Raw genomic sequence first — 14,487 nt, forward strand, 5'->3', positions numbered from 1 at the left:
ACGATGCACGGCACGATCATGCTGCTGATGTTCGCGACGCCGCTGTTCGCGGGGTTCACGAACGTGCTGATGCCGCTGCAGATCGGTGCTCCGGATGTCGCGTTCCCGCGGCTGAACGCCTTCGCGTACTGGCTCTACTTCATCGGCAGCTTCATCGCCGTGTCTGGCGAGCTGGTCCCCGGTGGCGCGGCGAGCTTCGGATGGACCGCCTACGCGCCCCTGTCCGAGGCGACGTTCTCCCCGAACCTGGGCAGCACGCTGTGGGTGTTCGGCTTGGCGCTCTCCGGCTTCGGCACGATCCTCGGCGCCGTGAACTTCATCACGACGATCATCACCATGCGGGCGCCGGGCATGACCATGTTCCGGATGCCGATCTTCAGCTGGAACGCGCTCATCACGTCCCTTCTGGTCGTGATGGCGTTCCCGATCCTCGCCGCGGCGCTGCTCGCGCTCGGCGCCGACCGGCAGCTGGGCGCCCACGTCTTCAACTCGGCGAGCGCCGGGTCGATCCTCTGGCAGCACCTGTTCTGGTTCTTCGGCCACCCCGAGGTCTACATCATCGCCTTGCCGTTCTTCGGCATCATCTCGGAGATCATGCCGGTCTTCAGCCGGAAGCCGCTCTTCGGGTACAAGACGATCATCTACGCGACGATCTCGATCGCGGCACTCTCGGTGGCGGTGTGGGCGCACCACATGTACGTCACCGGGTCCGTGCTGCTGCCGTTCTTCGCGCTGACCACGATGCTCATCGCGGTGCCGACGGGCGTGAAGATCTTCAACTGGACCTTCACCATGTGGCGCGGGTCCGTGACCTTCGAGACCCCGATGCTCTGGTCGCTCGGCTTCCTGATCACGTTCATCTTCGGTGGGCTCACGGGCGTCATCCTGGCGTCGCCGCCGCTCGACTTCCACCTGTCGGACTCGTACTTCGTCGTCGCGCACTTCCACTACGTGGTGTTCGGCACCGTGGTGTTCGCGATGTTCGCGGGCTTCTACTTCTGGTGGCCGAAGTGGACCGGCACGATGCTGAACGAGCGGCTGGGCAAGCTGCACTTCTGGCTGCTGTTCATCGGGTTCCACACGACGTTCCTGATCCAGCACTGGCTCGGCGTGCTCGGCATGCCCCGTCGCTACGCGACGTACCAGCCGGGTGACGGGTACACGACCATGAACCAGGTGTCGTCGATCGGGGCCGCGATCCTGGCGCTCTCGATGCTCCCGTTCCTCTACAACGTGTGGACCACCAGCCGCCGGGCGCCGAAGGTCACCGTGAACGACCCGTGGGGCTTCTCGCGGAGCCTGGAGTGGGCGACCTCCTGCCCGCCGCCGCGGCACAACTTCACGTCCATCCCGCGGATCCGCTCGGAGTCGCCCGCGTTCGACCTGAACCACCCGGAGGCCGGCATCCCGTTCGGCATCGGGCCGGCGAAGGACGCGCCCGACGCGCCGACGTACGACGTCGCTCACGGAGAGGTGCGATAGGGCCATGCGCGCCAGCATCAACGTCTTCTGGATCCTCGCCGGGTTCTTCTTCCTGGCGCTGGCGACCTACACGATCTGGGCGCTGATCGTCTACGGCGAGCCGGAGTGGGTCGGCACCGTCGGCCTCGGGCTCGTGACGATCATGGCGGTGTTCATCGCCTTCTACCTGAGCCGCTCGTACCGGTCGCAGGGCGGGGATCTGCCCGAGGACCGGCTCGACGCCAGCGTGGACGACGGCGACCCGGAGATGGGCTTCTTCAGCCCGTACAGCTGGTGGCCGCTGCTGCTCGCCACAGCCGCCGCGCTGGGCTTCCTCGGCATCGCCGTCGGGCTCTGGATCGGGGCCATCGGCCTCGCCCTGTTCATCGTCGCGATCACGGGCTGGGTCTACGAGTACTACCGGGGCTACTTCGCCCGCTGAGCCCACCGCTCATCCACGACGCCTCCTGGGCCGGGCGGTGTCGTCGTTCGTGCCGGCGCGCCGGGCCGCTTCGGGCACTTCTGGGCGTCATCGGATGCCCGGAGTCGCCCGCCGGCCGGGGGCGCGGCCACGGGTGGTGCTGAGGGGCGCGCTCAGTCGGCGCCGAGCATCGCGCTGAGCCGGGCCACGAGGGGGCGCTGAGCGGTCGTGAGCAGCGCCACCGCCTCATCGGCGGCCACCCACCGGAGCACGTCGATCTCCGGGACCTGGATGGTCCGTCCGGAGCGCGGCGGCCACTCCAGCGGGAAGGTGCCGGGGGAGAAGGCGTCCACCTCGGGGTCGGCTTCCAGCGCCCAGACCGTGACGGTCTTGCCGGCAGCGGTGCGTACGTCGCCGAGCGGGAGCAGTGCGCCCTCCGGCAGCGGCAGACCCGTCTCCTCGGTGAACTCCCGCCGGGCAGCCGTCATCGCATCCTCCCCGGGCTCGAGAAGACCCTTCGGGACCGACCAGGCGCCATCCTGCTTCCGTGCCCAGAACGGACCGCCCATGTGGCCGAGGAGCAGCTCCAGGCCGCCGAGCCGCCGGAACACGAGAACGCCCGCGCTCTGCAGCGCGGGCGTTCTCGGTGCGGTGGACATCAGTGGTGCGAGGAGAGCTCCACGTCGGTCCGCGTGACCGGCTCGATGCGGTCCTCGAAGAACCAGCGGCTCAGCACCGCCCGCACCCGCTCCTGCGGCGGGATGCGACCCGAGGCGTTCGGGCGGACCATCAGCGGCTCGTAGTCGTTGAAGCTCACAAGCCTCCACCGCTCGAAGTCGTCGACCTGCTCGTGCACCTCGATGTACTCGCCGCCCGGCAGCCGGACGATGCGGCCCGACTCGAAGCCGTGCAGCGCGATCGAGCGGTCCTTCTTCTGCAGCGCGAGGCAGACCCGCTTGGTGACGAAGTAGGCGATGAACGGACCGAGGATCAGCGCGAACTGCATCGTCGTGATCACGCCCTCGATCGACTCCCTGAAGTGCGTCGCGATGAGGTCGGAGCTCGCTGCCGCCCAGAGGGTCGCGTAGAAGGTCACACCGGCCGCACCGATGGCGGTGCGGGTCGGCATGTTCCGCGGCCGGTCGGAGATGTGGTGCTCACGCCGGTCGCCCGTGACCCAGGCCTCGAGGAACGGGTACGCCGCGACCACGGCGAGGAAGGCACCGAGCCCGACCACCGGAACCAGGATGTTCAGCGAGTAGGTCGTGTTGAACAGCACGAACTCCCAGCCGTGCGGGATGAGCCGCAGGGCGCCGTCGGCGAAGCCGATGTACCAGTCCGGCTGGGTGCCGGCGGAGACGGGGGAGGGGTCGTAGGGGCCGTACGTCCAGATCGGGTTGATCGCGAAGAACGTCGCCATCAGCATGACGACGCCGAACACGATGAAGAAGAACCCACCGGCCTTCGCCGCGTAGACGGGGAGGATCGGGTAGCCGATCACGTTGTCGTTGGTCCGGCCGGGCCCGGCGAACTGCGTGTGCTTGTGCACCACCACGAACACGAGGTGCAGGCCGATCAGGGCGAGCACCGCGGCAGGCAGCAGCAGGATGTGCAGCGTGTAGAGGCGGCCGACGATCGCCGTGCCGGGGAACTGGCCGCCGAAGACGAACCACTCGATCCAGCTGCCGATGAACGGGATGCCCTGCACCATGCCGGCGATGATCCGCAGGCCGTTGCCGGACAGCAGGTCGTCGGGGAGCGAGTAGCCGGTGAAGCCCTCCGCCATCGCGAGCACGAAGAGCACGAAGCCGATGAGCCAGTTGATCTCGCGCGGCTTCCGGAACGCACCGGTGAAGAAGATGCGGAGCATGTGCAGGCCGATCGAGGCCACGAACAGCAGCGCCGCCCAGTGGTGCACCTGCCGCATGAGCAGGCCGCCGCGCACCTCGAACGAGATGTTCAGCGTCGACTGCATCGCCGCTGACATCTGCAGGCCCTTCAGCGGCACGTAGCTGCCGTTGTAGACGACATCCGCCATCGACGCCTGGAAGAAGAAGGTGAGGAAGGAGCCCGACAGCAGGATGATCACGAAGCTGTAGAGGGCGACCTCGCCGAGCATGAAGGACCAGTGGTCCGGGAAGATCTTGCGGCCGAACTCGCGGACGACGTAGGAGATCCCGGTGCGCTCGTCGAGGTAGTTCGACGCCCAGCCCGTGATGCCCCCGGAGGAGCGGCGGGCGTCCGCCGGCTCCGTCCGGTCGTAGGCGAGTGGTTCAGACGTTGTAGTCACCGCGACGCTCCCAAAAGCTCGGTCCGACTGGTTCGTGGAAGTCGCTCTGAGCGACCAGGTAGCCCTCGCTGTCCACCGCGATCGGCAGCTGCGGCAGCGGGCGCTTGGCCGGACCGAAGATGACCTCGGCCTGGTGCGTGAGATCGAACTGCGACTGGTGGCACGGGCACAGCAGGTGGTGCGTCTGCTGCTCGTAGAGCGCCACCGGGCAGCCGACGTGGGTGCAGATCTTCGAGTAGGCGACGATGCCGTCATACGCCCAGGACTCGCGGTTGGGCGACGGGTGCAGGTCCGCGGGGTTCATGCGGACGAGGATCACCGCCGCCTTCGCCTTCTCCTCGAGGGCGTCGGGTGACTCGTTCAGCCCCTCGGGGATCACGTGGAAGATCGACCCCATCGTGACGTCGGCCGCCTTGATCGGCACGCCGGACGGGTCCTTGGTGAGCCGGGTGCCGTGCTTCCAGAGCGTGTGCGAGTAGGCCTCGGCGGGCGTGCCCGATGCGGGCGCCAGGTCGCGGAACAGGAAGATCGCGGGGAAGGGGAGCACGGCGATCGCCGCGATCATCGAGTTGCGGATGAGGGTGCGCCGGCCGAAGCCGGACTCCTCGTTCGCGAGGTCGAAGATCTCGACCGCACGGGCACGGGTCTTCTCGTCACCGCGGATGGGGTGCCGGATGTCGACGCCCTCGTGGTCGGCCATGAGCACCTTGCCCCAGTGCACCGCTCCGACGCCGATGGCGAGGAGCGCCAGGGACAGGCCGAGCCCGAGGAACAGGTTGTTCAGCCGCACCGAGCCGAGGTCGTTCGCCTGGATCGGGAAGGCGAAGTACGCCGCCATCGCGAAGACGGCGCCCACGATCGACAGGTAGAAGAGCGCGACGATCGTGCGCTCGGCGCGCTTCGCCTTACGTGGGTCGGTGTCGGTGACCCGCGGGCGGTGCGGGGGCATGCCCGGGTTCACGAAGGCGTCGGAGCGCTCGACCGCGGTGCCGCTGCTCGCGGTCGCGCGGCCGGTCCTGACGACCTCGGTGCTGGTCTCGTCGTTCGCCATGGTTCCCGTTCCCCTAGTTCGCCTTGGCCGTCAGCCAGACGGTGAAGGCCACGATCGCGCCGAGGCCGAAGATCCAGAGGAAGAGGCCCTCCGCGACCGGTCCGAGGCTGCCGAGTGCGAAGCCGCCGACGTTCTCGTTCTGCTGGGTCTGCTTCAGGGCCGTGATGATGTCGGCCTTGTCCTGCGGCGAGAGGTTGTCGTCGTTGAAGACCGGCATGTTCTGCGGGCCGGTGAGCATGGCCTCGTAGATGTGGGTCGGCGACACGTCGTGCAGGTTGGGCGCGTACTTGCCCTCGGTGAGCGCGCCGCCGGCGCCGGCGACGTTGTGGCACATGGCGCAGTTGATTCGGAAGAGCTCGGCGCCGCGGGTCGCGTTGCCGTCCGCCTGCAGGTACTTCGACTCGGGGATGCCCGGCCCGGGAGCGACGGACGCGACGTAGGCGGCGAGCTGCTTCGTCTGGGTGTCGGTGAACACCGGCGGCTTCTGCTCGGCCTGCGGCGCGTCCTGTGCGAGGGGCATGCGGCCGGTGCCGACCTGGAAGTCGACGGCGGCGGCGCCGACGCCGACGAGCGACGGACCGGCGGCGGTGCCCTGCAGCGCGAGGCCGTGGCAGGTGGCGCAGTTGGCCTGGAAGAGCTTCTTGCCCTCCGCGATCGTCTGCGCGCTGTTCAGGTCGATCGCCGCGGAGGCCCCGGAGGACGCGGTGAAGAGCGTGTAGGCGCCGCCCGTGAGCAGCAGTCCGACGGCGACGAGCGCGACGGAGGCGATCGGGGAGCGACGGCCGGTGCGGCGGGCTCGGGCGGGCGCGGGCGACGCGGCGGCGCGGCGGGTTCGAATCACAGGTGTCCTCACGATCACTTCAGCACGTAGATGACGAGGAACAGGCCGATCCACACCACGTCCACGAAGTGCCAGTAGTAGGAGACGACGATCGCGGTCGTCGCCTCTCGATGGCCGAAGTTCTTGACGGCGAAGGCACGGCCGATCGTCAGCAGGAACGCCAGCAGACCGCCGGTCACGTGCAGCGCGTGGAAGCCGGTCGTCAGGTAGAAGGCCGAGCCGTACGCGGAGGAGGAGAGCATGATGCCCTCGCTCACGAGGTTCGCGTACTCGAACACCTGGCCGGTGACGAACACGGCGCCCATGGCGTAGGTGAGGAAGAACCACTCGACCATGCCCCACTCGGACGGCCGCCAGCCCGTCGCCCTCGACTGCAGGCGCTCGGCGGCGAAGACGCCGAACTGACACGTGAAGGAGCTCGCCACCAGGATGATCGTGTTCCCGAGCGCGTACGGCACGTCGAGGTGCTGGGTGCTCGATGCCCAGAGATCCGGCAGCGACGTCCGGAGCGTGAAGTAGATCGCGAAGAGGCCCGCGAAGAACATCACCTCGCTGCCGAGCCACACGATGGTGCCGACGGCGATCGAGTTCGGCCGGTTCACCACGGGCGCGTTCGTGGACTGAAGCACTGACGCACTGCTCACGGATCCATTATGGCCGCTCGGCGGCCGTGCCACCTGACGGCGGGTCGGTTGTCTCGAGGGATTTGGGGGCGCGTGGGGGCGCGGAACGGGGGCGCGACGGCGAGGAGGGCCGGATCGTTACGATTGGGGCCGTGACGGATGCCGCCGAGTGGGCCCGACTGCTGTCCGCCCTGCTCGACGGGCAGGATCTCCGCGTCGCCGAGGCGACCTGGGCGATGGAGCGCGTGATGGCCGGCGAGGCGCCCGCCGCGACCCTCGCCGGGTTCCTCGTCGCCCTCCGCGCGAAGGGGGAGACGGTCGACGAGATCGTCGGCTTCCGGGACGCCGTGCTCGCCCATGCGGTGCCCCTGCCGGTCGGGCCGAACGCTCTCGACATCGTCGGCACCGGCGGGGACGGGTTCCGCACGGTCAACGTGTCGACGACCGCCGCGGTGATCGTCGCTGCTGCGGGCGTGCCCGTGGTGAAGCACGGGAACCGCGCCGCGAGCTCGGCCTCCGGAGCGAGCGACGTGCTGTCCGCGCTCGGCGTGCGCATCGACCTCGGACCCGAGGACGTCGCGCGGGTGCTCGACGAGGTCGGCATCACCTTCGTCTTCGCCTCCGCCGTGCATCCGGGGTTCCGGCACGCGGCCGAGGCGCGCAGCGCGCTCGGCGTGCCGACGGTGTTCAACTTCCTCGGACCGCTCTGCAACCCCGCGCGGCCCGACGCGAACGTCATCGGGGTGGCCAGGCCCGCCGTGGTGCCGCTCGTGACCGGGGTGCTGCAGACCCGCGGCGCGACCGCGCTCGTCGTCCGCGGCGACGACGGCCTCGACGAGCTCTCGACCACCGGCCACAGCCACATCTGGGAGGTGTCGGCCGGCGCCGTCACCCAGCACGACGTGCATCCGTCGGACGTGGGGCTCGCGGTCTCCCGCATCGAGCACCTGACCGGCGGCTCGCCCGAGCAGAACGCCGCCACGGTGCGCAGCGTGCTCGCCGGCGACGGTGGACCCGTCCGGGACTTCGTGCTGCTGAACGCGGCTGCCGGCCTCGTCGCCTGGGACCTGCTGCAGGACTCGGGTCAGGCCGAGCGCCCGATGGCGCGGCGGCTGCGGGAGCGGCTTGCCACGGCTGTCGACGTGGTCGACTCCGGCGCGGCGGCCGCGAAGCTCGAGGCCTGGACCCGGTCGACGACCGCCTGACGACGACGAAGGGCGCCGCTCCTTCCGGGGAGCGACGCCCTTGCGGACGGGATCGCGTCAGCTGACGTCCTCGTCCAGCCAGTCGAAGGTCTTCGTGACGGCCTTCTTCCAGTTGCGGTACTGGCGGTCGCGCTCGGCCGAGTCCATCGAGGGCTCCCACCGCTTGTCCTCCTGCCAGTTCTTGCGCAGGTCGTCGAAGTCCTTCCAGAACCCGACGGCGAGACCCGCCGCGTACGCGGCGCCGAGCGCGGTGGTCTCAGCGACCTGCGGCCGGACGACCGGGATGTCGAGGATGTCGGCCTGGAACTGCATGAGCGTGTCGTTCTGCACCATGCCGCCGTCCACCTTCAGCTCCGTGAAGGGCTTGCCCGTGTCCGCGTTGACCGCGTCCAGGACCTCCTTGGTCTGGAAGGCCGTGGCCTCGAGCGCCGCGCGGGCGATGTGGCCCTTGTTGACGTAGCGGGTGAGGCCCACGAGCGCGCCGCGGGCGTCCGAGCGCCAGTACGGGGCGAAGAGGCCGGAGAACGCCGGCACGAAGTACGCGCCACCGTTGTCCTCGACCGTCTTGGCGAGCGTCTCGACCTCGGGCGCGGAGCCGATGAGGCCGATGTTGTCGCGCAGCCACTGGATCAGCGACCCGGTGACGGCGATCGACCCCTCGAGCGCGTAGTGCGGCTCCCCGTCGCCCAGCCGGTAGGCCATCGTCGTGAGCAGCCCGTTGGTGCTGTGCACGATCTCGGTGCCGGTCGGGAAGATCAGGAAGTTGCCCGTGCCGTAGGTGTTCTTCGCCTCACCGGGCTCGAACGCCACCTGCCCGAAGGTCGCGGCCTGCTGGTCGCCGAGGATGCCGGCGATCGGCACCTCGCGGAGCAGGCTGGAGGACTCCACCTGCCCGTACACCTCGGACGAGCTCTTGATCTCGGGGAGCATCGACCTCGGGATGCCGAGGATGCCGAGGATCTCGTCGTCCCAGGCGCAGGTCGCGAGGTCCATGAACAGGGTGCGCGAGGCGTTCGTGACGTCGGTGACGTGCACGCCGCCGTCCACGCCGCCGGTCAGGTTCCAGAGCACCCAGGAGTCGGTCGTGCCGAAGAGCAGCTCCCCGGCCTCGGCTTTCTCGCGCGCGCCGTCGACGTTCTCGAGGATCCAGACGATCTTCGTCCCGGCGAAGTACGTCGACAGCGGCAGGCCGACCTTCTGCTTGAACCGCTCGACGCCGCCGTCCGCCGCGAAGCGGTCGACGATGGACTGCGTGCGCGTGTCCTGCCAGACGATCGCGTTGTAGACGGGCTTGCCGGTCGCCTTCTCCCAGACGACGGTCGTCTCGCGCTGGTTGGTGATGCCGACCGCGGCGATGTCGTGCCGGGTGATGTCCGCCCGGGACAGGGCCTGGCCGATCACCTCGCGGGTGTTGCGCCAGATCTCCTCGGGGTCGTGCTCGACCCATCCGGCCCTCGGGAAGATCTGCTCGTGCTCGAGCTGGCCGGTCGAGACGACCTTGCCCGAGTGGTCGAAGACCATCGCGCGGGTGGATGTGGTGCCTTGGTCGATGGCGAGGACGTAGTCGGCCACGTGGTACTCCTTCGTTCCGTTGTGGGTGTGGGTTCGGGGTGGGGGCTACTGGAGCACCGGCAGCAGGACCAGTGACAGCCAGCCGGCGAGCAGACCGCCCACCAGCGGGCCGGCGATCGGCACCCAGGCGTAGGACCAGTCGCTCGTGCCCTTGCTGGGGATCGGCAGGACCGCGTGCATGATCCGCGGCCCGAGGTCACGGGCCGGGTTGATCGCATACCCGGTGGGGCCACCGAGCGAGGCGCCGATGCCGACGACGAGCAGGGCCACCGGCAGCGCGCCGAGGGCGGCGAGGCCGGCCGGGGTCTTCGTCGCCGGATCGCCCGCATGGCCGAAACCGATGACGACGAACACCAGGACGAAGGTGCCGATGACCTCGGTGACGAAGTTCCAGAAGTAGGAGCGGATGGCCGGTCCCGTGGAGAAGACGCCGAGGATGGTGCCCGGGTCCACCTCCTCGTCGAAGTGCTTCTTGAAGGCCAGCCAGACGAGCAGGGCGCCGATCATGGCCCCGATGAGCTGAGCGAGGATGTACAGCAGGGCCACGCCGAAGCCCTGGGTGAACTTGCCGGCCGCGAGCAGCCCGACCGTCACCGCCGGGTTGATGTTCGCGCCAGAGGCGTACGACACCGTCACACCGGCGAAGACCGCGAGGCCCCAGCCGAAGTTGATCAGCAGCCAGCCGCCGCCGAGGCCCTTGCTCTTGGTCAGGATCGCGGTCGCCACCACGCCCCCACCCAGCAGGAGCAGCATCGCCGTCCCGACGAGCTCGGATAGAAACTGGACACCAACAGACGCGGTCACGTGTGCCTCTTCCTCGAGTCCGGAATATCAGGCGGAGCCCCGTCGACCCGCCCTCCGTTCGTCACCATACTCCGGGCGGCAAGCGCCGTCCCGGGCGCATTCCGTCGTTCATGCAGCCCGCGGGATCCGCCCTGCCGGGGCACGCCCGCGAGTCGTAGATTGGCCCCGATGCGGCGTCCGCCGCGCGTTGGAGGCATTCGATGAAGAAGCTCATCCGCGATCCGCAGACCGTCCTGCAGGACGCCCTCTCCGGGGTCGCTCAGGCCCACCCCGGGCTCCTGAGGGTCCAGGGGGAGGTGATCCTCCGCGCCGACGCGCCCGTCTCGGGCAAGGTCGGCATCGTCTCCGGCGGCGGCTCCGGCCACGAGCCGCTGCACGGCGGATTCGTCGGCTACGGCATGCTCGACGCCGCCGTTCCCGGCCCGGTGTTCACCTCGCCGACTCCCGACCCGATCCTCGAGGCGACGAAGGCCGTCGACGGCGGCGCCGGGGTGCTGCACATCGTGAAGAACTACACGGGCGACGTGCTGAACTTCGAGACCGCCGCCGACCTCGCGGCCGCGGAGGACCTCACCGTCGAGACCGTCGTCGTGAACGACGACGTCGCGGTGAAGGACTCGCTGTACACGGCGGGGCGACGCGGCGTCGCCGGCACGGTGCTGGTCGAGAAGATCGCGGGGGCGGCCGCCGAGCGCGGCGACGACCTGGCATCGGTCGCGGCGATCGCCCGGCGGGTCAACGAGAACGTCCGGTCGATGGGCGTCGCGCTCACCGCCCCGGTCGTCCCGCACGCCGGCACCCCGAGCTTCGACATCTCCGACCACGAGATCGAGATCGGCATCGGCATCCACGGCGAGCCCGGACGCGAGCGGATCGAGTGGGAGCCCGTCGACGGCATCGTGCGGCGCCTGCTCGAGCCGATCCTCGACGACCTGCCGTTCACCTCGACCGACGACGTGCTGCTGTTCGTCAACGGGATGGGGGCGACCCCGCTCGTCGAGCTCTACATCGTGTTCGACGCCGCGGCGAACCTGCTCGGCGACCGCAACCTCCACATCGCGCGGACACTCGTCGGCAGCTACGTCACGAGCCTGGACATGGCCGGGTGCTCCATCACCCTGCTGAAGCTGGACGACGAGATGAAGGCCCTCTGGGACGCGCCGGTGCAGACCGCGGCGCTGCGCTGGGGCCGGTGAGAGGACGATCATGGCGGCGTTGACGACCGAGTGGGCGATCGCCTGGGTGCGCGGCAGCGCCGCGGCGGTCGCGGAGCACCGCGCCGAGCTGTCCGGGCTCGACCGGGAGATCGGTGACGGGGACCACGGCGAGAACCTCGACCGCGGGTTCCGCGCCGTCGTCGCGAAGCTCGACGCCGGCGCGCCCGGGACACCCGGCGGCGTGCTCAAGGTCGTGGCGACCACGCTCATCTCGACCGTCGGCGGGGCCTCCGGGCCGCTGCTCGGCACCGCGTACCTCAAGGCGGCCGGCGTGCTCGGCGACACCGCCGAGGTGGACTCGGCAGGGATCGCCGCGCTGCTCACCGCCGCGAGGGACGGTGTCGTGCTGCGGGGCAAGGCGGCCGTCGGCGACAAGACGATGATCGACGCGTGGACGCCCGCGGTCGACGCCGCCTCGGCGGCTGCGGAAGCGGGGGAGGAGCCCGCGGCGGTGCTGGCCGCGGCCGCCGAAGCAGCCGAGCGGGGCGCCGTCTCGACCGATCCGCTCATCGCCCACAAGGGCCGGGCGAGCTACCTCGGCGAGCGCGCGATCGGTCACCGGGACCCCGGCGCGGTGTCGTCGGCGCTCCAGCTCCGGGCCGCCGCAGACGCCGCGGCGGGCTGAGGCGTGGCCGTCGGGATCGTCTTCGTCTCCCACAGCGAGCGGATCGCGGCGGGCCTCGTTGAGCTCGCCGCGCAGATGGCGCCGTCGGTCGCGCTGGAGGCGGCGGGCGGCACGGACGAGGGCGGGATCGGCACCAGCTACGAGAAGGTCGAGGGCGCGATCGGCCGGGCCGACGGCGGGCAGGGCGTGCTCGTCATCGGTGACCTCGGCTCGGCGATCATGACGGCCGAGACCGCTGTCGAGCTGCTCGATCCGCCGCCGGCGGGCGGGGTGCTCGTGCTCGACGTGCCGCTCGTCGAGGGCGGTGTCGCGGCCGCGGTGGCCGCGGAGGGCGGCGGTGACCTCACGGCGGTGGCGGCCGCAGCCCGGACGGCAGCAGGGACGCCTGCGGAGGAGGCAGGGCGCGCATCCGAGCCGGCGTCCGGGACGGCGTTCGCGGAGGTCGTGCTCACGGATCCGGAGGGGCTGCACGCCCGGCCCGCTGCCGAGCTGGTGAAGCTCGCCGGCCGGTTCGTCGCGCGGGTCCAGGTGAACGGCAAGGACGCGCGGAGCCTGCTCGGGATCCTCGCGCTCGGGCTCCGGCAGGGCGACCGGGTGCGGATCGAGGCCGTGGGACCGGACGCCGCCGACGCGGTCGACGCCGTCCGCGAGCTGCTCGAGTCGACGCCGGGCTGACCTCCCCATCGCGCCGTTCCGGAGTTCCTGCGCGACACGCCGCGATCTCGACGACGGATGCGGCGCGTCGCGTGATTTCTCCGGAACGGCGCGACGAGGTGCGCGCGTCGGCGGCGCGGTCGCGATCGGTGCGCGCGGCACGCCGAGCGGTTACCGGTCCGGGACCCGAGCGGATGTCACGATTCGGACATGCTCGAGTCGCTCGTCTGGATCCTGGCCGGTATCACCGCCTGGTGCGTGGCCTCCCTGGCCCTCGCGCTGACCGTCGGGCCGCTCGTGCGCCGGAGGCGGGAGGACGCGGACGTCGTCCGGCCGGTGCCGGCGAGGCCGCTCGCCGCGCCGAGGCTCGCTGCCCCGATGCAGCTGCAGCGCTGACGCGCCGATTCATGCCCGGTCGGGCATGAATCGGTTCAGGCCTTCGTGCCGCGGGACTGTCGCAGCTCGCGGCCCTTCTGCACGTCCTCCTCGTGCTTCTGCTCCTTCTTGTCGCTGCCCCGGGTGTCGCGCATCGGGAGCTGGATCTGCTCCTCCGCGGCGATGCCGCCCTGCAGCTCGCGGCTCCGCTCGAGCTCGGCGTCGAACTCCGCGCCGAACAGCAGCGCGAGGTTCGTGATCCAGAGCCACAGCAGGAAGATGATGATCCCGGCGATGGGGCCGTAGGTCTTCGAGTAGCTGCCGCCGCCGGAGAACGAGAGGTAGAGACCGAACAGCACGGTGACGACCGCCCACACGACGAGGGCGAAGATCGACCCCATGCTCGTCCACCTGAACTTCGGCTGCCGCACGTTCGGCGAGAAGTAGTACAGGATCGCGATCGCGGCGATCGCGATGACGATGAGGATCGGCCACTTCACGATCGAGAAGACGACGAAGGCCGCGTCCCCGATGCCGAGCTGGCCGGCGATCTGCTGCACGATCGGGCCGGTGGACACGAGGATCAGCGCGCCGAGCACGACGAGCACGACAACGGCGATCGTCACGAGCAGCTGCGTCGGGCGCAGCTTCCAGACGGGCCGGCCCTCAGGGATGCTGTAGATCCGGTTCATCGCCCGTCCGAAGGCGCCCACGTAGCCCGAGGCGGACCAGAGCGCGCCCACGATGCCGATGATCAGCCCGAGGCCGGCGCTGGGCGCCTTGCTGGCGTTGGTGAGCAGCCCGTGGATGAGGGAGTAGGTGCTGGGCGAGCTCGCCAATGCGGGCTGCAGCACCTGCGTATCGAGCTGGGCGATGGTGTCCGGGCTCAGCAGGCCGAGGATCGAGACGATCGCGATGATCGCGGGGCCGAGCGCCAGCACCGAGTAGTAGACGAGGGCGGCCGCGAGGTCGGTGCACTGGTCGCTGCCGAACTCCCGCCCCGTCTTCCGGAGGGAGTAGCGCAGGGTCGGCTTGTGCAGGTCCTCGGGACCCTTCGGCTTCCGAGGGTCGTCGGGCGAGGGCGCCTTGCCGGGGCGGGGCTGCCCACCGGCGCTCCCGGTGCCGTCCGCGCGCTCGGCGGTGCCGGTGCCGCCGCGCTGCCCCGACTCGTGCGGGTGCGCCTCGCGCCACCGCTGCTCAGGGGTGCGGGGGATGGCGCCGGTGCGGCGGGCGGCGGCCGACGCGGCCGCGACCGCACCGACGACGCCCGCGGTCAGCGCGGAGGCGCCGAGCAGCGTGCGGCCGCCGTCGCGGGGCGCGCCGCTCGGCGAGATCATCTCGGTCATCG

General features: G+C 70.3%; 15 protein-coding genes. 7 read left to right on the forward strand and 8 right to left on the reverse strand.

What is annotated here, in order from left to right; translation table 11 throughout:
* Window positions 1-1,482, forward strand: a 1,482-nt coding sequence (gene ctaD, locus VIG76_RS10100) for an aa3-type cytochrome oxidase subunit I (protein ID WP_331953734.1), incomplete at its 5' end; no start/stop codon positions are given.
* A 4-nt stretch (window positions 1,483-1,486) separates the two neighbouring features.
* Complete coding sequence (gene ctaF / locus VIG76_RS10105) at window positions 1,487-1,903, forward strand: aa3-type cytochrome oxidase subunit IV (protein WP_331953736.1); 417 nt, start codon at window positions 1,487-1,489, stop codon at window positions 1,901-1,903.
* Window positions 1,904-2,055: 152 nt separating this feature from the next.
* Here ctaF and VIG76_RS10110 read toward each other — a convergent pair whose 3' ends face one another.
* Genes VIG76_RS10110 through ctaE form a run of 5 tightly spaced genes read right to left on the reverse strand, consistent with a single transcriptional unit; the run spans window position 2,056 to window position 6,708 of the window.
* Window positions 2,056-2,541, reverse strand: coding sequence for an NUDIX domain-containing protein (locus VIG76_RS10110; RefSeq protein ID WP_331953738.1), 486 nt, complete (start codon window positions 2,539-2,541; stop codon window positions 2,056-2,058).
* Window positions 2,541-4,172, reverse strand: coding sequence for a cytochrome bc1 complex cytochrome b subunit (gene qcrB / locus VIG76_RS10115; protein ID WP_414640633.1), 1,632 nt, complete (start codon window positions 4,170-4,172; stop codon window positions 2,541-2,543). Before qcrB ends, VIG76_RS10110 begins: the two co-directional genes overlap by 1 nt.
* Window positions 4,156-5,223, reverse strand: a complete 1,068-nt coding sequence (qcrA, locus tag VIG76_RS10120) for a cytochrome bc1 complex Rieske iron-sulfur subunit (protein WP_331953740.1) — start codon at window positions 5,221-5,223, stop codon at window positions 4,156-4,158. Before qcrA ends, qcrB begins: the two co-directional genes overlap by 17 nt.
* Window positions 5,224-5,236: 13 nt before the next feature.
* The gene (qcrC, locus tag VIG76_RS10125; RefSeq protein WP_331953742.1) at window positions 5,237-6,064 is read right to left on the reverse strand and encodes a cytochrome bc1 complex diheme cytochrome c subunit; all 828 of its coding nucleotides are present in this window, start codon (window positions 6,062-6,064) and stop codon (window positions 5,237-5,239) included.
* Between the two features lie 14 nt (window positions 6,065-6,078).
* Window positions 6,079-6,708: an aa3-type cytochrome oxidase subunit III gene (ctaE, locus tag VIG76_RS10130; protein WP_331953744.1), complete on the reverse strand. Its 630-nt coding sequence runs from the start codon at window positions 6,706-6,708 to the stop codon at window positions 6,079-6,081.
* Between the two features lie 131 nt (window positions 6,709-6,839).
* Between ctaE and trpD the strand changes: the two genes are divergently transcribed.
* A complete protein-coding gene (gene trpD / locus VIG76_RS10135) occupies window positions 6,840-7,892 on the forward strand; it encodes an anthranilate phosphoribosyltransferase (protein WP_331953746.1) in 1,053 nt (350 codons plus the stop codon).
* 57 nt (window positions 7,893-7,949) lie between these two features.
* On the opposite strand, the gene glpK is transcribed toward trpD, so the two are convergent.
* The gene (glpK, locus tag VIG76_RS10140; RefSeq protein WP_331953748.1) at window positions 7,950-9,464 is read right to left on the reverse strand and encodes a glycerol kinase GlpK; all 1,515 of its coding nucleotides are present in this window, start codon (window positions 9,462-9,464) and stop codon (window positions 7,950-7,952) included.
* A 45-nt stretch (window positions 9,465-9,509) separates the two neighbouring features.
* Window positions 9,510-10,268, reverse strand: coding sequence for an MIP/aquaporin family protein (locus VIG76_RS10145; protein ID WP_331953749.1), 759 nt, complete (start codon window positions 10,266-10,268; stop codon window positions 9,510-9,512).
* A gap of 200 nt (window positions 10,269-10,468) precedes the next feature.
* Here VIG76_RS10145 and dhaK point away from each other — a divergent pair, with 200 nt between their 5' ends.
* The 4 genes from dhaK (at window position 10,469) to VIG76_RS10165 (ending at window position 13,160) form a co-directional block, all read left to right on the forward strand.
* On the forward strand, window positions 10,469-11,464 hold the full coding sequence (dhaK, locus tag VIG76_RS10150; protein WP_331953750.1) for a dihydroxyacetone kinase subunit DhaK: 996 nt from the start codon (window positions 10,469-10,471) through the stop codon (window positions 11,462-11,464).
* A 10-nt stretch (window positions 11,465-11,474) separates the two neighbouring features.
* Window positions 11,475-12,110 (forward strand): dihydroxyacetone kinase subunit DhaL, encoded by a 636-nt coding sequence (dhaL, locus tag VIG76_RS10155; RefSeq protein ID WP_331953752.1) that lies wholly within the window; start codon window positions 11,475-11,477, stop codon window positions 12,108-12,110.
* 3 nt (window positions 12,111-12,113) lie between these two features.
* Window positions 12,114-12,785 (forward strand): dihydroxyacetone kinase phosphoryl donor subunit DhaM, encoded by a 672-nt coding sequence (dhaM, locus tag VIG76_RS10160; protein WP_331953754.1) that lies wholly within the window; start codon window positions 12,114-12,116, stop codon window positions 12,783-12,785.
* Between the two features lie 189 nt (window positions 12,786-12,974).
* A complete protein-coding gene (locus VIG76_RS10165; RefSeq protein ID WP_331953756.1) occupies window positions 12,975-13,160 on the forward strand; it encodes a hypothetical protein in 186 nt (61 codons plus the stop codon).
* Between the two features lie 35 nt (window positions 13,161-13,195).
* Here the strand turns inward: VIG76_RS10165 and VIG76_RS10170 are convergent, their stop codons facing one another.
* Window positions 13,196-14,485 carry a YihY/virulence factor BrkB family protein gene (locus tag VIG76_RS10170; protein ID WP_331953758.1) on the reverse strand — a complete coding sequence of 430 codons (1,290 nt, stop codon included), beginning with the start codon at window positions 14,483-14,485 and terminating at the stop codon, window positions 13,196-13,198.
* Between the last annotated feature and the right edge of the window lie 2 nt (window positions 14,486-14,487).

This window comes from Amnibacterium sp. (genome assembly GCF_036559085.1).
GTDB lineage: Bacteria > Actinomycetota > Actinomycetes > Actinomycetales > Microbacteriaceae > Amnibacterium.